This is a genomic window from Leucobacter komagatae, assembly GCF_000834055.1.
GTDB classification, from domain to species: domain Bacteria; phylum Actinomycetota; class Actinomycetes; order Actinomycetales; family Microbacteriaceae; genus Leucobacter; species Leucobacter komagatae_A.
Window position 1 is genome coordinate 22,047 of sequence record NZ_JXSQ01000008.1, and the last position, 24,488, is coordinate 46,534.

Genomic DNA, 24,488 nt, shown 5'->3' on the forward strand with positions numbered 1-24,488 from the left:
CACGCTGCATCACTAACCGAATAGCGCTCCAATTGCCGGAACAGTCAACGCGGCTACGTAGTAGCCCATGAACTGAACACCGGTGTGCACCTGGAACATCCGGTTGAGGAGGCCACCGACGAGGCCGATGCTCACTGCGACAAGGAGAGCGACCGGGCCGCCCTCGTAGAGGCAGATAACCGCGATGAGGCCGGCAAACGCCCCGATGATCGCTTCGTGCGACACCTTGCGCATAATCCATGATGCGGCACGGTGGGCCTGGGTCATGGCAAACGGGTAGGTGATGAGCAACGCGATGATCACCGCGATGAGCCCGAATACCAAGAACTGCCACGGCTCGAGCATGTTGTGGAGGTTGTTCGTCGTGCCCGTCTCCGCGTCAATGGTGTACACCGGAGGTGCATTGAACAGCGGGTTGGCGGGGCCAGCCGCCATTGGCGACAGCGGCAGACCGATCGCGATCAACGGAATAAGCGTCTCAGCGATATACGTCGACTCCGTCGTGCCGTTCTTGATCGCCATCATCGAGGTCAGACGCCGGTAACCGTTCTTGATGCGGCCTCCGAATGTCTCGCCCATGAGCACCGTCATCGCTACTGGCGAGAATACGAAGGTGGCGCTCGATACAACGGCCGCAGCGGCGGTGCCGGAGAGCTGGCCACGGTCGAGCACGCGCAGCGGGTTCGGGGCACGACCCTTCCAGGTGCGCACGTCAGCGGCAAGCTCGAACGTGCGGGGGGCGTCGCGCTTGAGCAGTTTTCGCCCGACCGGGCTGGAAGCGAGCACAAGGTCAGCGATGAGCGGTCCGATCGCGATACCAAGGAAGAAGCTGATCGAGAGACCCTTGCCGAGCACGCCTGTGGCCCACCCTTGCAGGCCGACAATGATGAGCACGAACGGTACGAGGGCGATCAGGGCGCCCCACCGGCCCTTCGAGAGCACGGCGATGAGCACTGCCGCGGCAAGGAACAGCCACGGTGCTACCGAGCTGATCGCGTCAGAGAACGGAGTGAGGATCATCGCAAACAGCACGGCGAGTGGCACAGCAATGAGCGCGGCGACGACGCCACCAGAAATCGCTTTACGCAGCGCAATGTGGGGCACGCCAAGCTCGCGCAACATTTGCGCGTCTCGCAGCAGAGGCGCTGCGAGAGTATCTCCGGGGATACCCAAGAGCGTCGTCGGGATTGCGTGCGTGATGTGTTTAGCGGCGATCGCCGCCATGAAGAAGGCGAATACGCCGACCGGCGGCACTCCCAATAGGATCACGAGGAGCGTAAGGGGCGCGATGGTCGCCGTTTCATCAGTGCCTGAGACGAGGCCGAGCAGACCAAACACTACGGCCCCAGCGAGGGCCATACTGATGGCCCAGAGAGCGAGTTCGAGGAGTTCCATTAGTTCGTTGTCTCCTCTGTAGAGCGACGCTGCTCGTTCTTCAAGTGCTGCGCACGGAGGTCGTCGTAGAGGCCGAGTTCGCGCACCTCTGCAAGGGTCGCAGCCGGCAGCTCGTCAGGATCGCCGAGCGGGCCGAGCTCAGCCTCAATGGCGTCCATCGCCTCTGCTCGCGACCCAGTGCTGGCTTCGCCAATGCGAACAACGCGCTTGGGCTTGAAGATCCTGGCGGCGATCACTGCGGCAAGCACGCACGCGGCGAGTCCGCTCACGAGTGAGTAGGAGTGGGCGAGCGCGTCGCCTCCGGTGAGGATGCCAAAGCCCCACTCCGCGGCAAAATAGGCAGGCACGGCGATGCCGACGCCGAGTCCGATCGAGGCGATGAGGTGCCGGCTGTCAACCGTGTCACCCCACACCTCCAGAAGGTGGTCGTTATTCATTCAAGGTCCTCTTTTCTAGCGGGCCAGCGCCATTGCGACTCGTGATGTTGGGGGCTTCCGGAGCGCGGCGCTTAGCCACGCACTGGTCTCAGTCAGTGCATCGAGATCGATGCCAGTGCGAATGCCCAGCCCAGCGAGCATCCAGAGAAGATCATCGGTTGCAAGGTTTCCCGTCGCCGATTTCGCAAAGGGACAGCCTCCGGTTCCGGCCGCCGAAGCATCGAAGACACGCACACCAGCGGCGAGACCTGCTGCGACGTTCGCGAGCGCTTGGCCATAGGTGTCGTGCATATGCAGGGCGAGATCGGTGATGGGGATCCCTTCGCCTGTCAGCGTGCGGATAACTTCGGTGACCTGGCCAGGGGTCGCGACGCCGATCGTGTCTCCGAGCGAGAGTTCGCTCACACCAAATGCGCGCATTCGCTGCGCGAGTCCGAGGACGTCGCGCACGTTGACGGCACCCTCCCACGGGTCACCGAACACCATCGACAGATAACCCCGAACTCGCACCCCGTCGGCCGCTGCCCGCGCCACTACCGCCGCCGCGGCAGCTTCCATTGCTTCGCGCGACGCGCCAAGATTGGACTGCGAGAACGACTCGGTGACGCTGAGAAAGACAGCGATCTCCTCTGCACCTGCCGCCCTCGCGAGCTCATATCCGCGGAGGTTCGGTACGAGAACGGGCGTGCGAGCCTGCAGGTGGGAGACGCGACGAAGCACCTCGTCAGAACCCGCCATTGCTGGGACCCGGTCGGGCCGTACAAAGCTCCCCACCTCGATCACGGGGCACCCAGCGGCGGCAAGGCGCTCGATGAGCTCAACCCGGTCGTCGATGCCGAGAATGCTGGCTTCCGCCTGCAACCCATCTCGCGGCGCCATCTCCCAAATCTCGACCGTGTCTGGCAGCCCAGCGAGCGGCGACGCCGTGGGGAGACCGAGCGCCCGGATGTCGCTCACTGCTGCTCCCGAAGCTGCGTGAGCAACTGCTCCGCAACATCCTGGCGCACCCGCCCGTCAGCGACGAGAGCTGTGGCGAGCGCATCGACTTCCTCGGCGGCCGCGCCAGCTGCCACGGCGACGTTGCGTGCGTGCAGCCCCATGTGTCCGCGCTGAATTCCTTCCGCGGCAAGCGCCCGAACCGCTGCAACGTTCTGGGCGAGGCCGACTGCACAGACGATCTCACCAAGCTCTGCGGCAGAACGAACCTCGGTGATCCCGACAGCGGCGCGTGCCGCGGGATGGCTCTTCGTCGCCCCGCCGACAAGGCCGACAGCCATCGGGAGCTCGAGCGTTGCGACGAGCGCGCCCGAAGCATCCCGCTCAAAGCGCGAGAGAGCACGGTATCTTCCATCGCGTGCCGCGTAGGAATGCGCGCCAGCCTCTACGGCACGCGTGTCGTTTCCGGTTGCGAGGACCACCGCAGAGATGCCGTTCATGATGCCCTTGTTGTGGGTCGACGCACGGTAGGGATCGTCCACCGCGAGGAGGGCCCCAGTGAGCATGTCCGCGACGACCTGCTCTCCGCCGAGCGCCTCGGGTTCGATGCTGAGCTTGGCGCGTACCAGGCGCATGTCGGCAAGGTTGGTGAGGATCCGCAGCAGCGGCCTACCCCCGGCGATTTCTGCGAGCCGACCGGCGACCGCCTCAGCCATGGTATTCACGGCGTTTGCGCCCATAGCATCCGCGACATCGACGACGAGATGAACGACCACGTGCACGCCACCCGCAGAGCTGGGCACCAGGCGAACCCGGACCTCGCGTGCTCCCCCGCCGATCTCAACGAGCTTTGGGTCCTGCTCGTTCGCGAGCGTGATGATTTCGACCGCTGACTCGAGGATACGTGCACGCGCGCCGTGCGGGTCCGTGACGTCAAGCAGCTGGATCTGGGCTTGCATGAGCGGAGCGCTCGTGGTGGTGGTGATGCCGCCGAGCGGCCGCGCCATGCGAGCAATGTTCGACGCTGCGGCGACGACGGAAGGCTCTTCCGTTGCCATGGGCACGAGGACTTCGCGCCCGTTGACGATGAAGTTTGTTGCAATGCCGACGGGGACACCAATCTGGCCGATAACGTTTTCGATCATCCGCTCGGCCTGCTCTTCGGAGAGGCCATCGCCCGTGAGCGGTTGAAGCGCGACCTCATCGATGTCCAGCGCTTCGGCGAGCGCGGTGCGCCGCTCTGAAACGCTGAGATTACGGAGTCCGCTCAGGCGGGAAGTCTTGGCCACGTCTTTGTCCTCTCATGCGGACCGCGCACGCCGCGGTCACCCCATCCGAGCTATCAAAGCAGGCCGAGCACCGCGAGATCAGGTCCAAATTGGACGTAATTGGACGGTCGACTATGTCTCTTTGAGAGCCCGGCGCGCTACCTCGACCCGCACAGCTATCTCGAGCCGGAACCGCGCCTCTGGGTTGTCGGCCGCATCCCCGATGAGGGGACGCAGGCGCTGCACGCGCTGTTTGAGCGTGTTGAGGTGAATGTGTAGCTCGCGCGAAGCGGCGGTGAGTGACCATCTCGTATCAAACAGCGCCGCGAGCGTCTCGACCAGCTGTGAGCCGTTGGCACTGTCCCAGGCGATCACCGGCGCGAGCGTGTCCGCAACAAATTCCCTGAGCCGACCCCCATCTCCGCCGAATAGGAGCGCGTATGGCGCAAGCGTCGACACCGGAGCAATGCCGCTGCCGAGGCCGAGGCCGAGCGCAAGCTTTGAACTCTGAACAGCCTCTTCCACGCCTTTGGCCGCACCCTCAAGACTCGGAGCGTGGAGATAGACACCACCGACGCGCGGCTGCCCTGTCGCCGCGACAATGCGCTCGCCTCGCTCCCCAGCGCAACGCAGCGGCGCGAGCACCCCGATCCCCGTTGGAACAGGGGCAGCGAGGTATTCGTGACGCCGCCGAACACCGGCAAGGGCCGCAGCGCGCTGCTCGGGCGGGAGTACCGCAACGAACAAGACCCACGGCTCGGCAACGGCATACCCTCTGGCCGCGGCCCTGCTGATACCTGACTCACGGCGCTCTGGTTCGAACAGTTCAACTGCGAGCTCGCCGCGTACACGATCCTCTGCTTGCTCCACAGCGTCATGTCTCAGCGTCACGAGTGCCGCGATCACTGCGGAGCGTTCGACCGCCCGCTGCTCTACGGAGGTCAGCGGGGAGCGGCCACGCTCGACAACGATCGCGCCGAGGTGGCCCGTCGCGGCAAGCACTGGCGCAACCAGCTCGACGGCACCGCTGCTCAGCCGGATACTCTTGCCCCCGGCCACAGCTCGCTCGATGTGCGCGCGCATACTGCGCCGCTGTTCGCCACCTGCGAGCTGCCCAGTGACGGGCTTCCCCGCGACGTCGAGGAGCCCAACTTTGCGCTGCAGCGCATCACCCAGGGCGCCGATCACGGCGTCCGTTCCGTACCCGAACACGACAAGGTCGGTGAGTTCACCGTGCAGCGACGCCGCCCACTCTGCAGCGTGCTGCCGCTCGGCCGCCTGCGCGGTCGCGGTGGTTGCCTCTTGCAGCAGTCGCGCCGTTTGCAACACCAGCGCCGCATGTCCGGCGAACGTGGTCAGCAGCGAAATTTCTTCCGGCCTGAAACTGTGCGGCTGTCGGCTCGCACCAAACAACACTCCAAGTACGTCGTCACCGACGACGAGCGGGACGCCAACGAGCGAACGGAGCTGCTCTTCCCGCAGGATGTCGTCGATGACGGGGTCGTGCGGAACGCTTGTGAGCGCGTCGTAGTCCTCCACCCACTGCGGGTGTCTGGTGCGCGCAACGAGGCTCGCGAGACCGATGCCTGCCGGAACAACCATCGTGAGGAACCGTGGCGACGTCGTGCCCGTCGCGGCACGCACATACAGCTCCTCGTTGCTTGCGTCGTAAACAGAGAGATACGCGATGTCGAGTTCGATGAGTTCGTGTGCGCGATCGACGATGCGGTGCAGCAGGAGCTCAGCGTCCGTCGTCGACAGCAGGTCGCGTGTTGACGACATGACCGCGCGCAGCTCGGTGCTGCGCTGGCGAAGGCCAGCTGTGCGTCGCGATAGGTCGAGGAGAGCCTCGGCTACGTCAGCTTCCGCTGTGACAGCACGAATGTCTTGCTCGGGCACATGCGCACCCTCACCCATGCGACGGATGAGGCCAGCAAGGTCTTCCGCCACGGTGCCGCTACCCGTCTACGAAGTTCTGCGCCTCGGGCGGGAGTTTCCGCACGCGGGCGCGGCGACGCGGACGCTCGGGGATCATGGATCGCATCTCTTCGAGCTTGCCAAAGCAGAGCAGTCGGTCTTCTGGCTCAAGCACGACGTGCTTGCGCGGGTTCGGGATCACCTGAACGCCGCGGTGCAGCGTGAGCACGGTGATATCACGCTCCCACAGCCCGAGGTCGCCGAGCTGCTTGCCCACGTGTTCCGCGCCGGCGTGCATTGCGAGCTCCGCAACGCCGTAGCCGGTGGAGACGGAGAGGCGTTGGCGTACGTCGATCTCGGGGAAGTTCACCTGGTTCGCGATGTAGTCGATGATCGCGCCGGCGATATCGAGGTCGGTCGCGGTCTCGATGCCCTGCAGGCCCGGGGAGGAGTTGACCTCCATGACGAGTGGGCCGTCGTCGCCCTCGAGCATATCGACGCCCGCGACGCGGAGGCCCATGATCTGGGCTGCGCGCACCGCGGTCTGTTCGTATGCGGGATCGAGTTGCACGGGCTCGACGGTGCCGCCGCGGTGCACGTTCGAACGGAATTCGTCTCCGGATGCGACGCGGCGCATCGCTGCGACGACGCGGTCCCCAACGACGAGGGCGCGGATGTCGCGGCCCCGGCTCTCGGAGATGAACTTCTGGATGAGCACGTTCTGCCTCGTCGAGTGCAACGTCTCGATAATGGCCTCGGCGACCTTCACCTGGGGGGCGAGGATCACGCCAATCCCCTGCGTGCCCTCGAGCAGCTTGATGACGACGGGTGCGCCGCCGACGGATTCGATCGCTGGGCGCACGTCGGCTCGGTTGCGCACGAATGCGGTCGGCGGCATGTCGATCGAGTGCCGTGAGAGGATCTGGATGGCTCGCAGCTTGTCGCGCGCGTTCGAGATGCCGTTCGCGGTGTTCGGCGTGTAGACGTCCATCTGCTCGAACTGGCGAACGACGGCGGTGCCGAAGTAGGTGATGGAGTTGCCGATGCGGGGCAGGATCGCGTCGTAGTCGCTCAGCTGTTTGCCGCGATAACGCAGGTCCGGTTCATCGGTCGCAAGGTCGATCGCAAAGCGAAGGGTGTTCAGCACCTTCACGTTATGACCGCGCTGTTCAGCGGCCGCGCGGAGGCGCTGCGTCGAGTACGCCTGTGGGGCGCGCGAAAGAATCGCCAGTTTCAAGCTGATTTCCTGCCAAGATAGGTGCCGTGGACAAAGACTATTCAAGCACCCTTACGGGCTGGCGCGAATGGGTGAGCCTGCCCGGTGTTGGAGTGCAGTGGATCAAGGCCAAGATCGACACCGGGGCGCAAACCTCGGCCTTGCACGCGGGCAACATTACCCCCTTCGATCGTGACGGGGCCGAGTGGGTCAGGTTCACAGTGCAACCGTGGCAGGAGGGGGCGCTCGACCTCGTCGAGGTTGAGCTGCCGATTCACGATAGGCGCACGGTTCGGAGCTCGTCTGGGCACACGCAGGACCGGCTCGTTGTGGTGATGGAGCTCGGCCTCGTCGGCCGGGTCGTGCCCGTCGAGGTGACCCTCACGGATCGCGAGGAGATGGTCTTTCGCATGCTCATCGGGCGCGAAGCACTCAAGCAGGGCTACGTGGTCGACTCGGGCGCGTCGTACCTGGGGGGCCGCCCGCCGGCGGCAATCCGGAAACGCAACCGCGGCCGCGCATAGGCTTTTCAATCCGCACTCACAAACCCCTGGTCAGGTCGCTGCGGCGTGGGTAGTCTGAGCACATGAGCACGAACTCACTCGACCTAATCCCGGCCGGCACGATCTTCACCGCTGAACAGATCACGCACTACGCGAACCCGGAGACCCGTACGCTCGAAGAAGCGATCGCCGACGCCGATGTGTTGGTTGCCACACCACACTCTGGCGCAGCAATCCCCGAGGAGCTCGCCGAGTTCCTCTCACCCGCGCTCACCCGCAGGCTGCAATACGACTTTTCGGACGTTGCAACCGCGGCGATCGTGCGTCGTTGGGCCGAGATTGACCCCCGCATCGTCGCGGTGATCAACCCGCACCCGCGCCTCATCCGCGACCCGAACCGGAAGAAGCCAGCCGACGTGCGCGCCGATCTCGCCGCAGCGATTGAGCGGGTGCGAGAGGCCGGAGCGTGGCAGAAGGTCGACCTCACCGGCGTTGACGCGATCCGCCCCGTCACGTTCTCGTTTTTCCCGATCCTCGAGATCCCTGACACAGACGAGGGGCTGCAGCGCCTCGTTGACGCCTTCGCGGACACCGCCGAGCAGGGGCTTGGCGTGTACGAGCGCACACGGGAGGAACTCACCGACAGGTTTGTCGCCAAGGGCCTCGAACAGGGCGGCTCGTTCACCAGGTTGTCATTCCACGACACGATGAACACGACGACGACCCGCGAGGGTGCGGTGAACGTCGAGCGCGCCGAGGCAGATCGGCTCCCAGCAGTCGTCGCGCTCTCGAACCGCGGCGACCACGACGGCGAGGAGCGAGACCCGTCGGATCTCCCCACCATGGACCCTGCGGACCTGCGGGCGCTCGCTGCCGCCCACCGCTCCGGCTTCGAGGTCACGGATCCCGCCGCCGTGCTGCTCAACCAGCCCTACCTTGGCAGCGAGGAAATCCGCGCGGCCGGCGAACGCTTCGGCAAGCTACGCGCCGACGCCGACGCAGCCGGGCTCAAGCTGGGCGCGGTGCAGGCCGAGTTCCTTCGCGAATTCCTGCTCGGTGCCCCGGCCGCGACAGAGCTCCAACAACCAGGGACCGACTGGGTCGCCGAGGACCCGGCGCACGTCGACATGATCGCACGCGCCTGCAAGCGAGCTTGGGACGCGTTCCGCGACGCGCAGTAATATCGGAACACTATGGCTCACAGCACAGACGCTCCCGCACAGTTCACGGTTCGCCCGCTCGGCGCGGATGATCTCGAGGAGGCCGCCCGTATCCTCTGCGAGGGCTTTCTGAACGATCCGGTCTGGGGGCCAGCGTTCCCTGAGCACCCTGCGCGACGCGAGCATGCGCTGGCGCACTGGCGGTTCATGGTAGACCAGGCGATCCGCCACGGCGAACCGCTCGTAGCGGTGCTGCCCGACGGCAGCATCGGTGCCGTGTCGACGTGGTTCCCGCCCGGCGCGGACGAGGTGCACGAAGATGACGCGCCAGCATACGAGTCGCTGCTGCGGTCGACCATCGGCGGCGCTGCCGCGGATGCGCTGCTGAGCGAGGGTGAACTGTTTGCGGAGGCGCGGCCGACCGCACCCCACGCGTACCTGTCAATGCTCGCGGTGGCTCCCGAGGCGCGCGGGCTTGGTATCGGGATGGGCCTCGTCGCCGCGGCGCTCGAACGCTACGACGAGGCTGGCCTGCAGACGTATCTCGAATCGTCGAACCCCGCGAACGACGCACGCTACGAGCGCATCGGCTACGTTCCGGCCAAACAGGTCGCCATACCCGGGTCGCCGACGGTGCAGACCTACCTCCGCGTCGCCGGCTAGCCGCGGCGCGGGTGCGACGGGCCCCACACGCACGAGGAGCGGCCCGCCATCAGGCGAGCCGCTCCTCGTGACGTGCGAACCTATCCGCCCCAGAGCACTCCGAAGAGCGAGCCGACCGCGATCGTGGCGGCCGCGAGGATGAGCGTCGGCAGGAAGAACGAGTGGTCGACAAGCTTCGTACCGAGCTTGGTCGAGCCCGACTCATCGAAGTTCGCCGCCGCAATCTGCGAGCCGTTGGTCGGCAGCAGATAGATACCGGCGAAGGCGCCCGCCCACATACCGCTCATGAGACCGAGCGGAATCCCAGCTGCAAGCCCGATCGGCACGATCGAGTTCGTCGCGGTCGACTGGCTGGTCGTGAGCACGCAGACGAGGAAGACACCGAGCGCGAAGATCCAGGGCGCGGTATCAACGAGGCCGCCGATGCCCTCTGCGACAAGCTTCGAGTGCTCGCCGAGGAACGTATTCGTGAGCCAGGCAAGACCGAACAGTGCGATCGCCGAAACCATACCGGCACGGAACACGGTCATCGTCGGGATCTCAGCGACCTTGGGCTTCGAGACGAGCATGATGAGCGTACCGGCGACGAACATGATGATCTCAATGATCGGGGTCATGCCGATCGGCTGGGGCACCTCGCCGGCGCCGAGCGGGCGAAGCCCGGAGAAGAGGCCGAAGATGACGATGACGAGCACCCCGAGGAGGAAGATGATTGCCGCCCAGCGGCCCTCCTTGGTTACGGTGACCTCTGCCTTGACCTCGGTCGCGGTTGCGCCGGGTGCGACGAGCTTGCCCGAGGCGATCTTCGCCTGGATCTCGGGGTCGTCTGCGATGTCCTTACCGAGCCGGCGCACGAACAGGCTCGCGAGGAAGATGCCGACGATCGCGGCTGGGAGCGTCACCTTGATGATGTCCATGAGCTCGAAGTTCCACGGTGCCGTGTCGGTGAGCGCGATCATCGCCGCCATCGCGGCCGAGACGGGGCTACACGCAAGCGCGATGCCGGTCGCGACAACGGAAAGCGACAGCGGCCGCGATGGGCGAATCCCGTTGCGGTACGACAGGTCGTAGATCACGGGGAGGAGCGGGTAGAGAATATTCGACGTGCCGGCGCCGACCGAGAACAGAAACGCGGTGAGCGGCGCGATGAGCGTGATCTGCTTCGGGTTCTTCGAGATCACCTTCGCCGCTATCGAGACCATCCAGTCGATCCCGCCTGCTGCCTGCATCATCGATGACGCGAGCACGACCGACAGGACGATGAGCAGGGCGTCGACGGGAGGAGCTCCCGGTGCGAGCCCAAAGACGAAGACGAGGATGGCGACACCAGTGCCACCCCAGAGTCCGAGCCCGACGCCGCTTGACCGTGTGCCCATGACGATGCATCCGAGCACAACGAGCAACTGCGTAATGAACAAGAAGATATCCATCAGTTCCCCTTTGACTAATTCTGGATCAGACTATCCTTGCAGCGCGTTCGTACCCAGCTTTTTCTGTGAAACATCTATCAAGCAAGATGGGGCATTATGGAGAGAGAAGAGAAAGGCGACACGTGTCCACAATCCTGGCGGGGCTCAGGTCCCTGCTCCCTGTTCGCGATGATTACCGTGGCCTCCGCACAGGCTGGCGGGGTGACCTCGTCGCCGGGCTCACCGTCGGCATCGTCGCGCTCCCACTCGCGCTCGCGTTCGGCGTGAGCTCTGGCGTCGGCGCCGAGGCTGGCCTCATCACCGCAATCGTTGCCGGGCTCGTCGCCGCAATCTTCGGCGGATCCAACGTGCAGGTCTCCGGCCCGACCGGCGCCATGGTCGTCGTGCTCGCCCCCATCGTGGTGCTCCACGGCGCCGGGGCGGTCGCCGTCGTGAGTCTCATGGCTGGGATCATGGTCGTACTCGCCGGCATCTTCCGGCTCGGGCGTGCGGTGAGCTACATCCCCTGGCCCGTGATTGAGGGTTTCACCGCCGGTATCGGCATCATCATCTTCCTGCAGCAGGTGCCAGCTGCGCTCGGCGTCACGAACACCGGTCACTCATCCAATGCCGTCGTCGCGGCTTGGCAGACCGTTACCGAGGCGAGCTGGCCTGGCGCGCTGCTGCCGCTCGGAGCGGTCGCCGCGGTCGCCGTCATCATGCTGCTGCTCGAGCGCTTCGCACCCGGCTTCCCCTCCTCGTTCGCCGCGATTCTCATCGTGTCCGTCGCCGCAGCACTCGCTGGGTCGCTGCTGCCGACCATTGGCGAACTGCCGAGCTCGCTTCCGGCACCCACGTTGCCGACGTTCGACGCGGCAATGCTCGCCTCGCTCGCTGGCCCAGCCGCCGCGGTCGCCGCCCTTGCCGCGATCGAGTCGCTGCTCTCCGCCCGGGTCGCCGCGAGCATCGCAGACACCGGCCCGGTAAACGCGGACCGCGAACTGTTCGGCCAGGGCCTCGCATCGATCGCCTCGGGCCTGTTCGGCGGAATGCCGGCGACGGGAGCCATCGCGCGCACCGCAGTGAACGTGCGCTCCGGCGCACGCACCCGCATGGCCGCTATCGTGCACGCGCTCGCGCTGCTCCTCGTCGTGCTCGTCGCGGCGCCCGTCGTCGGAGCGATCCCCCTCGCTGCCCTCGCAGGCGTGCTCATGATGACCGCGGCCAGAATGGTCTCGCTTGAAACGGCGAAGCGCGTCTTCCGCTCTGGCAAGTCGAGTGCGGCGACCTTCGCTATCACGCTACTCATCACGGTCAGCGTCGACCTCGTCGTCGCCGTGGGAATTGGCGTCGCTGTCGCGGCGTTCTTCGCGCTGCGCACGCTCGGCAACATGAGCGTCGCGACAAGGGAGCCCCTCCCGGGCGAAGCGCACACCGGTGACGAGCGGATCGCACTGTTCAGGGTGGAGGGGTCACTGTTCTTCGGCGCGGCGGACCGACTCGTCGAAGCCATCTCCGACGAGGAGGGCGTCGAGGTCGCGATCCTCCGCCTCTCCGACCTGCAGATCATCGACGCGACGGGAGCGAACGCCCTCGCTGGCCTCGTCGCGAGCCTCGAACGCCGCGGCGTCACCGTGCTCATCAAGGGCGTGCAGGCGCACCACCGCAGGCTACTCGACAGGCTCGGAGTCATCTCCTCGCTGCGCGATCCGCACCACCTGTTCGACGAGCTCGACCCGGCACTCGAGCACGCGCGTGACCACATCAGGCGAGCATCGTAACGACGGTACCCAGGTGCCACGCCGGTGGTCCTCCCGGCTGATTGCGATTCCCGCTCCTTCAGACAGACTGGACACCATGGAACGCAGCACACTCTCACCCGACCGCGCCGCACCGAAGGCGCGGGGCGCGAGCGCACGCTACATCGGAATCGACCTTGCCCGGTTCCTCGCCGTCATCGGGATGATGGCGAACCACCTCGTCGCGATCGTCGGCGAGAACCCGGAAGCCTCGCTGCTCGACCAGCGCGCGGCCGAAATCGCGACCACCCTGACGAGCGGGATAGCCGCAGCACTCTTCGCGGTGCTTGGCGGGGTGAGCGCGGTGTTCGCCAGCCGTCGAGCGCTTGCCGACGGCCGCACGGGTGCCGCGATCGTGTCGATCATGCTGCGCGGCGTGATCCTCATCGTGATCGGTCTCGCGCTCGGCGCGCTCCTCAGCCCAATCATCGTCGTGCTCGCGTACTACGGTGCTTCCCTCATCCTCGTTTCCGTGTTCATCGCTGCCCGCTCGTGGGTCATCGCGGTTGCAGCTGGGGTGCTCTGGCTCGCTGGCGGACCGGTCAACGCATTCGTGCGTGACGCTCTCGAGATCGTCAGCGAGGCGGGATCCCCATCGTTCGAAACGATCGCAGCCGAGCCACTCGAGACGGTCCGCGGGCTGCTGCTCACCGGCACCTACCCCGCGATCACCTGGGTTGCCTACCTGCTCGTCGGCATGCTCATCGCCCGCGCACTCATCGCGGCGAACGACCGGGGCCGCCTCTCACGCACCGCGCTGAGTTTGGCCGTCGTCGGCACTGGGCTCGCGGTGGCGGCAACTCTCGTCTCGAACTGGACGCTCGCAAACCTCGCACGCTTCGGTGTCGCAGCCCCCGAGGGTCTCGACATGGCGACGTTCACGAAGTTCCTCGGGATGCAGCAGTTCGGCGCACCAACGTCGCCCGAGCTGTGGGCGCAGCTTGTCGCAGCCCCGCACTCTGGCGCCCCGATGGAGATGCTCCGCACTGTCGGTATCTCGCTCGCCGTGATCGGCCTGCTCGTGACACTCTTCGACTCCCGCCGCACGCCCCCGGGCCGCATCACCGACATCTTCCGCGCAGCCGGTGCCGCTCCGCTCACGATCTACACGCTGCACCTCATCGCGACAGCCGCAGCGTACGGGCCGATCTACGCTGGAACCGATTTCGGCGCGACGTTCCCCTGGTGGGTTGCAGGCCTTGGAGCGTACGGCATCCAGCTCGCTGGCGTGCTCGTCATCGGCGCGATCCTCTCCGCGCTGGGGCGGCGCGGGCCACTCGAAGCACTCACCTCAGGCATTGTGCGCGGGGTCACCCGCACATAACTTCGCCAGGATGACGCCGCGTTACCTCCGGGATCGCGCCTCGGGGACGCCCGGGGGCAAGATGGCTACATGGTTGACTGTCAGCACCCCACCGGCGCAGATCCGAGCGGTACCCCGTTCGGCGAACTCGACCCCGCGCTCCTACGCGGCACCCGCACGAGCCTGAAGTGGACGCGCTTCCCAGCGGACACGCTCCCGCTGTTCGTCGCAGAGATGGACTTTGCCGTCGCCCCCGTGATCCGGGAAGCCCTCATCGAGCGCGTCACCGCCTCAGACCTCGGGTACCTCGATGGACCGGGCCCGCTCGCCCCGGCATTCGCGGGATTCGCGCAGCAGCGCTGGGGCTGGGAGGTGCCGCACGAGCACATTCACCTCGCGACCGATGTCGCGACGGGCGTGGTCGAGGCGCTGCGCGTGCTTGCTCCGGCTGCCACCCGCATCGCGGTGACGACCCCCGTCTACCCTGGATTCTTCGAGATGCTCGAGGAGGTACCCGGCGACGTCGTCGAGATCCCCCTCACCTCCGAGGGCGCAGGGGGGCGGCTCGACCTTGACGCTATCGAGCGCGAGTTCGCAGCCGGCGTTGGCGCCTTCCTGCTCTGTAACCCGCACAACCCGCACGGCACGGTGCACACGCGTGCGGAGCTCGCTGGGTTGGCGGCGCTCGCGGCGAGGCACGACGTGGCCGTCATCTCAGACGAGATCCACGCACCGCTCACGCACGCAGGGGAAACGTTCATCCCGTTCGCGCCGGTCGCAGCGGCCGCCGGTGCCCTCGCCGTGACGACCACCTCGGCGAGCAAGGGGTGGAACATCGCGGGGACAAAGTGCTCGGTGATCGTCGCGGCGGACGAGCGAGCTAATGCGCTGCTGCTGCGGCTGCCGCCGGAGACCACGACCAGGGCGAGTATCCTCGGCCTCCACGCCTCTGTCGCCGCGTTCGCGCGCGGCGGTGACTGGCTCGACCGGGCCATCACACAGATCGAAGCGAACAGCGCCCTGCTCGCCGAGCTCGTCGCAGCGCACCTCCCCGGCGTGACGCTCACCCGGCCGCGCGCCGGCTACCTCGCTTGGCTCGACCTCCGCGGCGCGGGGCTCGGCGACGACCCGTACCTTTCCGTGCTCACCGAGGCGCGCGTCGCGTTCAACGACGGCGCCCACTTCGGGCGAGGTGGGGCCGGGCACGTGCGAGTCAACCTCGCCTGCGCACCAGACACACTCCGGGAGGCGGTGCGGCGCATCGCCGCGATCCTCCCCGCAACGACGACCAGGGAGAACTGACCATGGCGACCACCGAGCACGCCGGCACCGAGCACGCCGGCACCGAGCACGCCGGCACCGAGCACGCACCGGCCACTCCCCCGAACCTCAACTGGGAGGGCTTCGACTTCGAGACGAGGCAGGTGCACGCTGGCGAATACCCAGACCTGAACACGGGGCTTCGCGTGCCACCGATCGCGCTCTCGGCCGGGTACGTGTTCGAGGACTTTGACGACCAGGTCGACCGCTTCGCTGGCCGCAGCATCGACCCGATCTACTCGCGCCAGGGCAACCCAACGAACTCGGTCGCCGAGGCGCGGCTCGCATCGCTCGAGGGCGGATCGGTGTCTGTCGCGGTCTCGAGCGGGCAGGCCGCAATCTCCTCCGCGCTGTTCACCCTCGCGCAGGGGGGCGACCACATCGTGTCGACCGCATCGATTTACGGCGGAACGCGGATCCTCTTCGGCCGCAGCCTCAAGCGCTTCGGCATCGAGGTTGACTACGTGTGGGATGCGGAGGACGACGCAGAGTGGGATCGCGCGATCCGCCCGACCACGAAGGCGATCTACACAGAAACCATCCCCAACCCGCGCAACGACGTCACCGACCTGCGCCGCATCGCGGCCGTAGCCGCGAGGCACAACCTTCCGCTCATCGTCGACAACACGGTTGGCAGCCCAGCACTCATCCGCCCGTTCGAGCACGGCGCCAACATCGTCGTGCACTCAACGACGAAGTTCCTCACGGGGCATGGCGCTGCGGTTGGCGGCGCCATCGTCGACGGCGGAAACTTCGACTGGGAGGCCGCGGAGCGCGCTGGACGTTCGTTCCCGCTCATCACCGCTGTGAAGCCAGGGCTCGGGTCGATGGTGGATCGCTTCGGTACTGGCGCGTACGCCAGGGCCGCGCGCGAGGCCGTCGTCAACGACATCGGGCCGACGCTTTCGCCGTTCAACGGATTCCTCCTCCACCAGGGCATGGAGACGCTTTCCCTGCGGATGGAGCGACACGTCGAGTCATCACTCGAGATCGCGACGTGGCTTGAGCAGCAGCCAAGCGTCGCGGCAGTCGACTACGCGGGGCTCCCGAGCTCGCCACTGTACGAGCTCGCCGCCCGCGACTACGGCATCGCAGCCAGCGGGGCCGGAGCGCGCACCGGCTCGGTGTTCGGCGTCACCGTGCGCGGCGGCATCGACGGCGCACGCGCATTCGTGGACGGGCTCAGCGTGTTCTCGCGCATGACCGGCATCGGCGACACTCGCTCGATGGTGATCCACCCGCTCAGCTCAACACACGCCACGTTCGAACCCGAGATCAACGACCGACTGGGCATCACGCCCGGTCTGCTGCGCCTCTCGATCGGCCTCGAGTCGCCACGCGACCTCATCGCTGACCTCGCCCAAGCACTCGCCGGGGTGCCCACCGCCGGGTAACTGCGACGCCCCAGCGCAGCCGGCTTCCCAACCGTGGACGATCGGTCGGGAAGCCGGTTCGCACGGTCGGGCGCGCAAGCCCGCCCACTGGGAACCTGTGTATATGACCACTACTGCCCCCATTCCCGTCGCCTCACAGGCCGCTGCCGCGAACGCCTCGCGCATGCCCTACGGGGCACTGATCACGCTCATGATGATGAGCTTCCTCCTCGTCACAAGCGAGTTCCTCCCCAACGGTGTGCTCACCGAAATGGCCGAGGGCCTCGGCATCACCACCGGACAGGCCGGCCAGACCGTGAGCATCACGGCGCTCGCTGGCCTCATCGTCGCGCTCGTGGTCGGAAGCCTTTTCCCACGCCTCGATCGCCGCACGCTGCTCGTCTGGATGGCGCTGCTCGGTGCGCTCTCGAACTTCATCGTCGCCCTCGCCCCGGCGTTCTGGATCATTCTCGTCGCGCGCTTCCTGCTCGGAGCGGCACTGAGCACGTTCTGGTCGATGTCGATTAGCGCTGCATCGAGCATCGTCGGGCCGGCGCGGCTTGGCAGGGCACTCATGTTCACCTCAGGCGGGGTGTCGCTCGCGACCGTCGCCGGTGTTCCCGTCGGCGTGATGCTCTCAAACGCGTTCGACTGGCGCGTTGGGTTCGCCATCATTGGAGCCGCACTCCTCCTGCTCGCTGTAGCGCTGCGTTTCGTACTCCCGGTGATCCCCGCGGCAACCGCGAGCAGCTTCGGCGCACTTGGCAGGGCACTGCGCCATCCCGGCATGGCGCTCGGGCTCTCCGGCCACGTGCTGGTCGTGCTCGGCCACTTTGCCGCGTACACGTACATTCGCCTCGCGCTTGAGCGGGTGAGTGACGCGCAGGGCGCACCCATCTCGGCCGGCACCGTGGTGACGCTCCTCGTGCTCTTCGGCGCTGGCGGCCTCGTCGGCAACTTCATCATCGGCCTCGTCGTCGACCGCACGTACAGGTTGCTCTCTGTCGTCGCGCCGCTCATCATCGCGGTGTCGGTGCTCACCGTGCTTGCCGCACCCGGAGCGCTCTGGGCGGTCGGCGTCGCTGTCACCGTCTGGGGCGCCTGCTTCGCCTCGTGGCTGCTCATCGTGAACACCTGGACCGGAAACAAGCTGCCTGATCAGCTCGAGGCTGGCGGCAGCCTCGTCGTCGTCGGGTTCCAGGCGGCGATCTTCCTCGCGGCTGCCGGTGGCGGCGCGCTCAGCGACCTGCTCGGCGTACCGATGCTGTACTCCAGCGCGATCGTTGTGCTCGCGGTCGGTTCGCTGCTGTTCGGGCTGTCGCACCGCAGCCGCGCATAGCGGCAGGATCGAGCTGCTCGGGGTTACGCCGCAGGCGCAGCCTCGAGCAGCAGTTCCGCGTTCCCCGCAGCGGTGGCGCCGTCGCTTCGGCCACGACGCCACTGCGACGGGGCTACGCCGGTGTGGCGCCGAAACGCCCGGCTGAAGCCCTCGTCCGAGGCGTAACCGAGCTCGCGCGACGTTTGCGTCACGGAAGCGCCGAGCGAAAGTCGCCGCTTCGCATCCTCCATTCGCACCCCGGTGAGGTACTGCCCTGGCGAAGCGCCAAGCAATTCGCGGAAGCGGCGCGAGAACGCGGACCGCGACATCGTTCCAAGGCTTGCGAGTGAGTCGATCGACCAGTCGCGGCCAGGATCGCTGTGGATCGCGCTGATGATCGGGTCGAGATGGGGATCCACAACCCGCTCGGCCCAGCCACGCGGCGCGCAGCCAGCCGTCACCCACGCGCGGAGCACACCGACAAGCGCCGTGCGGGCCATCAGCCTGCAGATGAAATCCTGGCCGTCGGTTGCGCGCGCAGCCTCATCAGCGTCGCGAGGGGTCCCCATGCCGCTCACGAGTGCGGAGACCGCTGGGTCGAGCCTCGCAAAATCGGTGATGAGCAGCGGATCGGGTACAAGCTGTCGCAGCCGATGCGCGGCCTCGTTGAGTTCGAGCGCGACAACGACGAGCATCGCGTCGCTCGTCGCCTCAAGCGTGAGCGTTGAGCGCCCGATGGTGAGCAGGGCAGCGCCGGCGGGAAAATCGCCGGTGTGCTGCAGTGGGCTCACCACGAGACTGCCTGCGCGGCCGGGGTCTGGCGCGCAGGCCGCCGCGGAGGTTCCACGCAGTTCGCCTTCGGCTACGTACACGAGGGTGATTTCGTCTCGCGGCGCGACATACCGCCGGTGCTGCTGCACGCTGACACGCGTCGTCTCGGTGACAGTGACGTCAATGCGCTCGAGCAGGCTGCTGAGGGATGGGGATACGGTGCCTGGCATACGGGGTGCAACCGCAACACCCTCCTCGCTATTCCGCGGCGCGCGCGAAACGGCGAGGCGCAGCAGACGCTGCGCCTCGCCGAACCGCTGGCACGCGGCGACGGATGCCGACCTGGGCTGTCCGCCTCGCTGTGCCTGAGCGGGTGCCGCTAGCCGTTGGAGCGTGCGTGCAGCTCGAAGTGCGCGTGTGCCGCGCGGAGCCACCCGAGGAGGAACTCGGCTGTTGAATCGTTGGTGATCTCACCGTCTTCAGTGATGAGGCCCTCGCTCAGCTGGAGGTACACCTCCGGCTGCTGCAGGTCAGGCGAGTCGAGGAAGGCAAGAATTGAACGCAGGTGCGCCTGCGCGAGCGCTGTCCCGATCTGTCCGATCGAAGCGCCGAGCACCGCGGAGGGAACGCCGGTGAAGCTGTTCTGCCCCCAGGGGCGGCTCGCGGTATCGAGCGCGTTCTTGAGGACGCCGGGAACGGAGCGGTTGTACTCGGGGGTCACGATGATGACACCGTCAGCGGCCTCCACGGCGCGCTTGAACTCAGCTGCTGCCTCGGGAATCTCGGCGTCGTGATCGGCCGAGTAGAACGGCAGGTTCGCGATCGGGATTTCAGTGAGGTTGAGGTTCGCCTGCGGGGCGAGTTTGACCAGCGCATTGGCGAGTCGGCGGTTGATCGAGGTGGATGACACACTGCCTACGAGGAAGCCAATGTTGTATGTAGTCATGAAGCAGTTCCTTTCTGAAAACCCTGGGTGTACATAAGTGGGAACCAAGAATCCCCCGAGTCCATTCCCTCGGCGTTCCCCACTCGGCACATTGTTACCCGAAGTTCACCCCCGAGAACTAGTCTGCTCACATGTCCACACTCCGGATCCTGCACCTGTCCGACACCCACCTGTACGGCGACGACACCCGACACTACGGTGTCGTCGACACCAGGGAACACCTCCGGTCAGCACTCGCTCGGGTCGCCGATCGACCCCTCGATCTTGTCGTGTGCTCCGGGGACGTCAGCGAGGACGAAAGCGTGGAATCCTACGAACGCGTGCGCGACATTCTCGACCCGTGGGCGGCCGAGCGCGGCGCGCGCACCATCTACGCGATGGGCAACCACGACAACCGCGAAAGCTTCCGCGCGGTGCTCGGCGAGGGCCAGCCGGGTGTCGCCGTCGACACCCCAGCAGCCTCTCCCGCCGGCAACCAGCATGGCGAACCGGGGTCCCCGGTCGTCTCCGTCGCGGAAATCGACGGCTGGCGCACCATCGTTCTCGACACAACGGTCCCCGGCGCAGGCTACGGCGAACTCGCCGAATCACAGCTCGAATTCCTCTCCGACATCATCCGATCGCCGGCTGGGCGCGGCACCGTGATCGTGATGCACCACCCGCCCGTTCACGCAGAAACCGACCTACTCCAGGCCCTCGCCCTCGGCGAAGAGTCGACGAACGGTCTGTGGGAGCGCGTACGCGGCACCGATGTGCGCGCGATCCTGAGCGGCCACTACCACCATCCCATCGTCGAAACCGTCTACGGCATTCCCGTTGTCGTAGCTCCGGGGGTGACGAACCTTGCAGCGGCGTTTGACGGCCACACCGAGGAGTCGGCGAGCGACTGGTTCGGCGCGGCAGTCATCGACATCGACACGCACCGCGTGCGCGTCCTGCCACTGTCTGAGCCGGCAACCGGTGGCGAGGTCTTCCGCCTCGACTCCGAGCAGGTGCAGCAGGTGATCGCTCAGGCCGGGCGGCCCTAGCGGCCGCTGCTAGACCTCGATGCCGTACAGGTTTGGCTCGGGCACGAGCACGAGGCCGAACTCCTGCTGCACGCGCTGCACGATAAACCGCGCGAGCTCGCCGACGTCGGCAGCTGATGCCGCACCCCTGTTCGTAATCGCGAGCGTGTGCTTCGAAGAAAGAGCGGCGCCAGAGCCTGGCAGCCTGTAGCCCTTCGGAACCCCTGCATGCTCGATCAGCCAGGCCGCAGAGAGCTTCACTCGACGCTCACGCGCCGGCGTAGGCACACGAAGCGGCTGCCCCTCGGCAAGCTCCTCAAATGTCGTCACAGCGGGAGCCTCGCCCGGGTCCACAATCGGGAATCGCGGGGCGTCTGACGGGAGGCCGCGCGCGAAACGCTCGGTCACGATCGGGTTCGTGAAGAACGACCCTGAGCTCCACGTGTCGTGGTCTGCCTCGTCAAGCACCATGCCCTTCGCGGCCCTGAGCCGAAGCACTGCGTCGCGCACCGTGTGCAGCGGAACGCGGGACCCCACCTCAACGCCGAGCGCCGTTGCGAGCTGCGCGAACCGGATCGGCTCGGAAATGGCCTCGGGCCCGGTCTCCGCTGCAACGACCGCCGCGTCCGCGAGCACAAGATCGATGGAGAGCACGACGCCCTCAAGTCCCTGCTTGATGACGGAGTCGCGGTAGCCGAGCTCGAGTTCGGCCGCGAGCATGCGCCGCGGCTCGAACGTTGCCGCGTCGAGAAACTCGATCGAGTGCAGCACCTCCGACAGCTCCTGCCCGTACGCGCCAATGTTCTGCACGGGGGCGGCACCGGCGAGCCCTGGGATGCCCGAGAGCGCCTCAATGCCTGCCCATCCTCGGTTCACGCACTCGGCGACGAGCGCGTCCCAGTCGTGTCCCGCTTCGGCGCGGATGCGCACGCTGCCAGGGGCAAGGTCAGGATCCTCGACCTGCGAGATCCCAGACGTGCGCACGAGCAGCACGGGGCCCGGATACCCCTCGTCGGAGACAACTGTGTTCGATCCGCCGCCGAGGAGCAGCCAATCGTGGCTGCGCTGCCACAGCGAGATCGCAGCCTCAACCAGCTCATCGCGGGTGTGCGCGGTGACGAATTCCTCTGCGGGGCCGCCGACGCGCATCGTGGTCAGTGCGGATAGGGGCTGTGCGCTCACGCGAACGCCACAAGCATCTGCGACTTGCCGAGCACGGTCGCGCCGTCGAAGGTCACCTTCAGGTCGAGCCGCGCGGTGCGGGCGTCAGCGTCGAGCGCGCCGACGGTGACGGTCACAGTCACGGCAGCGCCAGCCTCAGCGTCGACCGGAACCGGGCGAGTGAAGCGCGACTGGAAATCCTTCACCCAGCCACCAGCTCCAAGCCAGCCGGTCGCGACGGAGCCGGCAGCGCCCATCGTGAGCATGCCGTGCGCCAGGACGCCCGGAAGCCCGACCGACTGCGCGAAATCATCGCGGTAGTGGATTGGGTTGAAGTCTCCCGACGCACCCGCGTAGCGCACGAGACTGTCGCGCGTGAGGGTGAGCTCGCGCTCGGCGACGACGTCACCGACGGTGAGCTGCTCGAATGCGGGGGACGCTGGTGTCGCGGCGCTCATGCTTCTTCTCCTCTGACCACGAGTGTCGACAGGGCGGTGACGACGTGCTCGCCGGCGGCGTCAACGATGGCGCTCGAGGCGGTGACCATCGAGTGGCCGCCAAGCTGCTTCACCGCCGCGATCGTGAGCGTCGCTGTGAGTTCGTCGCCAGCGACGATCGGCCGCGTGTAGCTGAAGCGCTGATCGCCGTGCACGACGCGGGAGAAATCAACCCCGGCTTCTTCGTCTGCGAGCAGCTGAGCCAGCGTCGCTTCCTGCACCGTCACCGCGAAGGTTGGCGGCGCGACAACGTCGGCGAACCCGGCCGCCTTTGCGGCCTCGGGGTCGTGGTGGATTGGCGAGTCGCTGAGCACAGCGCGAGCGAACTCGCGCACCTTCTCGCGACCGACAAGATACGGCTGGGTGGGCGGGTAGACCCGGCCCTGAACGTCTGGATTAACCACGCCACCAGTCTAGCCGGGCGGGGTGCGCCGGCGCGCTGCGGCCCTTCACCCCCGGAACCGCGCACCCACGCGAGACAGGAATCCACACAATCCGAACGCTTGTGGTTCATGTGATTGGCACAAGATACAACCATTCTGACGGGTGCAAATATCTCAGCTAGGTAACGGGCAGTTTGTGTGTGTGACCGCGAGCTAGGTTCTTGAGGCAATCGACGGGCCTCCCAGTCGGTCCTTCCTCCAGTCGGTCCTTCATGTCAAAGGAGATATCATGTCCAAACCAGGAAAGCCACACTCCGAAGTGCCCATGCGTCGCGTCGCAGCAGCGAGCGCGATCGGCAGCGTGATTGAGTTCTACGACTTCATTATTTTCGGTACAGCGGCAGCCCTCGTGTTCCCCGCGGTTTTCTTTCCCGCGCTGGGAGACGCAGCGGGCACGGTCGCATCGTTCGCAACATTCGCTGTCGCGTTCATCGCGCGTCCGTTCGGCGCACTGTTTTTCGGGCACTTCGGCGACCGCATCGGCCGCAAACGAGTGCTGGTCATCACCCTGCTCGTCATGGGTGTTGCGACGTTCATCGTAGGAATCCTCCCTGGCGCGGCGACCATCGGCATCGTCGCACCCATCGCGCTGTTCACCCTGCGTTTCTTCCAGGGCATCGCCGTCGGGGGTGAGTGGGCGGGCGCTGCGCTGCTTGCCGCGGAGTATTCGCCGCCCGCGCGACGTGGATTGTGGTCTTCAATGCCCCAGCTTGGCCCGTCGCTCGGGTTTGCGCTGGCCAGCGCGACGTTCCTCGTAACGAACCTGACCCTTGGCGACCAGTCGGGAAGCTTCATCGGCTGGGCGTGGCGGATACCGTTCATTTTCAGTGCCGTGCTCGTTCTTATCGGGCTGTGGATCCGCGTGCGCATTGCAGAAACCCCCGTGTTCTCCGCCGAGCAGGAGCGCACAGCGCAGGCGAGCTCTCCGGCCAAGGGCCGGCTCCCCGTGCTCGACGTGCTCGTGCAGCAGCCGCGAGAGGTTCTCCTCGCGAGCGGGCCGATGATCCTCATCTTTGCGTTCTTCTACATCGGCACGGCGTTCCTCACCAGCTACGGCGCGGGCGAGCTCGGCCTGTCACGGCCAGCCGTGCTGCTCTGCGGGATCATCGGGGCGCTCTTCTTCGCAGCGTTCACCATCGTCGGCGGCGCAGCCTCAGACCGGTTCGGCCGCCGGAAGGTCATGATAGGCGCGATCATTGCGTCGGCGATCTGGTCGCTTGCGCTGTTCCCGGTGCTCGACATCGGCAACGTCTTCGCCTTCGGAGCCGGCCTGTCGGTAACGATGCTTCTTCTGGGCATCCAGTACGGCCCCATGGGTTCGTTCCTGCCAGAGCTGTTCGAGACCCGATACCGCTATACCGGCGCAGGAATGGCCTACAACCTTGGGGGCGTGCTCGGCGGAGCCGTCGCGCCGATTGTTGCTGCCGCGCTCGTTGCAACCGAGGTCGGCAGCGCTGCCATCGGCTACATGCTCGCGGGCATCGCCGTGATCGGCCTCGTGTGTGTGCTCACCCTCAGAGAGACACAGGGCATATCGCTGCACACGGAAGAGGTCGCAGTGGCGAGCGCGTAGCGGTCGCGTCGGCCGTGCCCCGTTGCACGCCGACGCGCGTGAGCGTGCCGCTGAGACTCCAGCGGCACGCTCA

At 66.5% G+C, this 24,488-nt stretch carries 22 protein-coding genes; 10 read left to right on the plus strand and 12 right to left on the minus strand.

Features of this window, described 5'->3' with window-relative positions:
* Positions 1-12: 12 nt before the first annotated feature.
* The 6 genes from SD72_RS07675 to SD72_RS07700 form a co-directional block, all read right to left on the minus strand.
* Positions 13-1,395: a tripartite tricarboxylate transporter permease gene (locus SD72_RS07675; protein WP_042543865.1), complete on the minus strand. Its 1,383-nt coding sequence runs from the start codon at positions 1,393-1,395 to the stop codon at positions 13-15.
* Entirely contained in the window at positions 1,395-1,832 is a 438-nt protein-coding gene (locus SD72_RS07680) for a hypothetical protein (RefSeq protein WP_042543866.1), read from the minus strand. Before SD72_RS07680 ends, SD72_RS07675 begins: the two co-directional genes overlap by 1 nt.
* 15 nt (positions 1,833-1,847) lie before the next feature.
* Positions 1,848-2,789: a hydroxymethylglutaryl-CoA lyase gene (locus tag SD72_RS07685; protein ID WP_232299688.1), complete on the minus strand. Its 942-nt coding sequence runs from the start codon at positions 2,787-2,789 to the stop codon at positions 1,848-1,850.
* Positions 2,786-4,057 carry a hydroxymethylglutaryl-CoA reductase, degradative gene (locus SD72_RS07690; RefSeq protein ID WP_042543867.1) on the minus strand — a complete coding sequence of 424 codons (1,272 nt, stop codon included), beginning with the start codon at positions 4,055-4,057 and terminating at the stop codon, positions 2,786-2,788. Before SD72_RS07690 ends, SD72_RS07685 begins: the two co-directional genes overlap by 4 nt.
* Before the next feature lie 111 nt (positions 4,058-4,168).
* Positions 4,169-5,986, minus strand: a complete 1,818-nt coding sequence (locus SD72_RS07695; protein WP_042543868.1) for a helix-turn-helix domain-containing protein — start codon at positions 5,984-5,986, stop codon at positions 4,169-4,171.
* A 7-nt stretch (positions 5,987-5,993) separates the two neighbouring features.
* Positions 5,994-7,190, minus strand: a complete 1,197-nt coding sequence (locus SD72_RS07700) for a RimK family alpha-L-glutamate ligase (RefSeq protein WP_042543869.1) — start codon at positions 7,188-7,190, stop codon at positions 5,994-5,996.
* Positions 7,191-7,216: 26 nt separating this feature from the next.
* On the opposite strand from SD72_RS07700, the gene SD72_RS07705 reads away from it, so the two are divergent.
* From SD72_RS07705 to SD72_RS07715, 3 genes are all read left to right on the plus strand, one after another.
* Positions 7,217-7,693 carry an ATP-dependent zinc protease family protein gene (locus SD72_RS07705; protein ID WP_084766947.1) on the plus strand — a complete coding sequence of 159 codons (477 nt, stop codon included), beginning with the start codon at positions 7,217-7,219 and terminating at the stop codon, positions 7,691-7,693.
* A 62-nt stretch (positions 7,694-7,755) separates the two neighbouring features.
* Complete coding sequence (locus SD72_RS07710; protein WP_042543870.1) at positions 7,756-8,853, plus strand: N-formylglutamate amidohydrolase; 1,098 nt, start codon at positions 7,756-7,758, stop codon at positions 8,851-8,853.
* Positions 8,854-8,865: 12 nt separating this feature from the next.
* Complete coding sequence (locus SD72_RS07715) at positions 8,866-9,495, plus strand: GNAT family N-acetyltransferase (protein WP_052492550.1); 630 nt, start codon at positions 8,866-8,868, stop codon at positions 9,493-9,495.
* 80 nt (positions 9,496-9,575) lie between these two features.
* On the opposite strand, the gene SD72_RS07720 is transcribed toward SD72_RS07715, so the two are convergent.
* On the minus strand, positions 9,576-10,925 hold the full coding sequence (locus tag SD72_RS07720) for an anaerobic C4-dicarboxylate transporter (protein WP_042543871.1): 1,350 nt from the start codon (positions 10,923-10,925) through the stop codon (positions 9,576-9,578).
* A gap of 86 nt (positions 10,926-11,011) precedes the next feature.
* On the opposite strand from SD72_RS07720, the gene SD72_RS07725 reads away from it, so the two are divergent.
* From SD72_RS07725 to SD72_RS07745, 5 genes are all read left to right on the plus strand, one after another.
* On the plus strand, positions 11,012-12,685 hold the full coding sequence (locus SD72_RS07725) for a SulP family inorganic anion transporter (RefSeq protein WP_042543872.1): 1,674 nt from the start codon (positions 11,012-11,014) through the stop codon (positions 12,683-12,685).
* Between the two features lie 76 nt (positions 12,686-12,761).
* Positions 12,762-14,027, plus strand: coding sequence for a heparan-alpha-glucosaminide N-acetyltransferase domain-containing protein (locus SD72_RS07730; RefSeq protein ID WP_042543873.1), 1,266 nt, complete (start codon positions 12,762-12,764; stop codon positions 14,025-14,027).
* 69 nt (positions 14,028-14,096) lie between these two features.
* A complete protein-coding gene (locus SD72_RS07735; RefSeq protein ID WP_042543874.1) occupies positions 14,097-15,308 on the plus strand; it encodes a MalY/PatB family protein in 1,212 nt (403 codons plus the stop codon).
* A 2-nt stretch (positions 15,309-15,310) separates the two neighbouring features.
* Complete coding sequence (locus SD72_RS07740; protein ID WP_084766949.1) at positions 15,311-16,720, plus strand: O-acetylhomoserine aminocarboxypropyltransferase/cysteine synthase family protein; 1,410 nt, start codon at positions 15,311-15,313, stop codon at positions 16,718-16,720.
* Positions 16,721-16,823: 103 nt separating this feature from the next.
* On the plus strand, positions 16,824-18,038 hold the full coding sequence (locus SD72_RS07745; protein WP_042543875.1) for an MFS transporter: 1,215 nt from the start codon (positions 16,824-16,826) through the stop codon (positions 18,036-18,038).
* Between the two features lie 23 nt (positions 18,039-18,061).
* On the opposite strand, the gene SD72_RS16930 is transcribed toward SD72_RS07745, so the two are convergent.
* A complete protein-coding gene (locus SD72_RS16930) occupies positions 18,062-19,018 on the minus strand; it encodes a helix-turn-helix transcriptional regulator (RefSeq protein WP_052492551.1) in 957 nt (318 codons plus the stop codon).
* A gap of 149 nt (positions 19,019-19,167) precedes the next feature.
* Positions 19,168-19,734: an NADPH-dependent FMN reductase gene (locus SD72_RS07755; RefSeq protein ID WP_042543876.1), complete on the minus strand. Its 567-nt coding sequence runs from the start codon at positions 19,732-19,734 to the stop codon at positions 19,168-19,170.
* 131 nt (positions 19,735-19,865) lie between these two features.
* On the opposite strand from SD72_RS07755, the gene SD72_RS07760 reads away from it, so the two are divergent.
* On the plus strand, positions 19,866-20,762 hold the full coding sequence (locus SD72_RS07760) for a metallophosphoesterase (protein WP_042543877.1): 897 nt from the start codon (positions 19,866-19,868) through the stop codon (positions 20,760-20,762).
* Between the two features lie 9 nt (positions 20,763-20,771).
* Here SD72_RS07760 and SD72_RS07765 read toward each other — a convergent pair whose 3' ends face one another.
* From SD72_RS07765 to SD72_RS07775, 3 genes are read right to left on the minus strand one after another with little or no spacing between them, the layout of a single operon-like run.
* A complete protein-coding gene (locus SD72_RS07765; protein ID WP_042543878.1) occupies positions 20,772-21,890 on the minus strand; it encodes a UDP-N-acetylmuramate dehydrogenase in 1,119 nt (372 codons plus the stop codon).
* A gap of 29 nt (positions 21,891-21,919) precedes the next feature.
* Positions 21,920-22,360 (minus strand): MaoC family dehydratase, encoded by a 441-nt coding sequence (locus tag SD72_RS07770; protein WP_042543879.1) that lies wholly within the window; start codon positions 22,358-22,360, stop codon positions 21,920-21,922.
* Positions 22,357-22,803, minus strand: a complete 447-nt coding sequence (locus tag SD72_RS07775; protein ID WP_042543880.1) for an FAS1-like dehydratase domain-containing protein — start codon at positions 22,801-22,803, stop codon at positions 22,357-22,359. Before SD72_RS07775 ends, SD72_RS07770 begins: the two co-directional genes overlap by 4 nt.
* Before the next feature lie 268 nt (positions 22,804-23,071).
* On the opposite strand from SD72_RS07775, the gene SD72_RS07780 reads away from it, so the two are divergent.
* Entirely contained in the window at positions 23,072-24,415 is a 1,344-nt protein-coding gene (locus SD72_RS07780) for an MFS transporter (RefSeq protein ID WP_042543881.1), read from the plus strand.
* Positions 24,416-24,488: the final 73 nt, after the last annotated feature.

Bases quoted from the DNA above. Each gene is read 5' to 3' on its own strand.
- SD72_RS07735 (WP_042543874.1), top strand. From the start codon at position 14,097: ATGGTTGACTGTCAGCACCCCACCGGCGCAGATCCGAGCGGTACCCCG.
- SD72_RS07765 (WP_042543878.1), bottom strand. From the start codon at position 21,890: ATGCGCGTCGGCGGCCCCGCAGAGGAATTCGTCACCGCGCACACCCGC.
- SD72_RS07740 (WP_084766949.1), top strand. From the start codon at position 15,311: ATGGCGACCACCGAGCACGCCGGCACCGAGCACGCCGGCACCGAGCAC.
- SD72_RS07725 (WP_042543872.1), top strand. From the start codon at position 11,012: ATGGGGCATTATGGAGAGAGAAGAGAAAGGCGACACGTGTCCACAATC.
- SD72_RS07680 (WP_042543866.1), bottom strand. From the start codon at position 1,832: ATGAATAACGACCACCTTCTGGAGGTGTGGGGTGACACGGTTGACAGC.
- SD72_RS07715 (WP_052492550.1), top strand. From the start codon at position 8,866: ATGGCTCACAGCACAGACGCTCCCGCACAGTTCACGGTTCGCCCGCTC.
- SD72_RS07710 (WP_042543870.1), top strand. From the start codon at position 7,756: ATGAGCACGAACTCACTCGACCTAATCCCGGCCGGCACGATCTTCACC.
- SD72_RS07730 (WP_042543873.1), top strand. From the start codon at position 12,762: ATGGAACGCAGCACACTCTCACCCGACCGCGCCGCACCGAAGGCGCGG.
- SD72_RS07780 (WP_042543881.1), top strand. From the start codon at position 23,072: ATGTCCAAACCAGGAAAGCCACACTCCGAAGTGCCCATGCGTCGCGTC.
- SD72_RS07720 (WP_042543871.1), bottom strand. From the start codon at position 10,925: ATGGATATCTTCTTGTTCATTACGCAGTTGCTCGTTGTGCTCGGATGC.
- SD72_RS07745 (WP_042543875.1), top strand. From the start codon at position 16,824: ATGACCACTACTGCCCCCATTCCCGTCGCCTCACAGGCCGCTGCCGCG.
- SD72_RS07675 (WP_042543865.1), bottom strand. From the start codon at position 1,395: ATGGAACTCCTCGAACTCGCTCTCTGGGCCATCAGTATGGCCCTCGCT.
- SD72_RS07755 (WP_042543876.1), bottom strand. From the start codon at position 19,734: ATGACTACATACAACATTGGCTTCCTCGTAGGCAGTGTGTCATCCACC.
- SD72_RS16930 (WP_052492551.1), bottom strand. From the start codon at position 19,018: ATGCCAGGCACCGTATCCCCATCCCTCAGCAGCCTGCTCGAGCGCATT.
- SD72_RS07770 (WP_042543879.1), bottom strand. From the start codon at position 22,360: ATGAGCGCCGCGACACCAGCGTCCCCCGCATTCGAGCAGCTCACCGTC.
- SD72_RS07760 (WP_042543877.1), top strand. From the start codon at position 19,866: ATGTCCACACTCCGGATCCTGCACCTGTCCGACACCCACCTGTACGGC.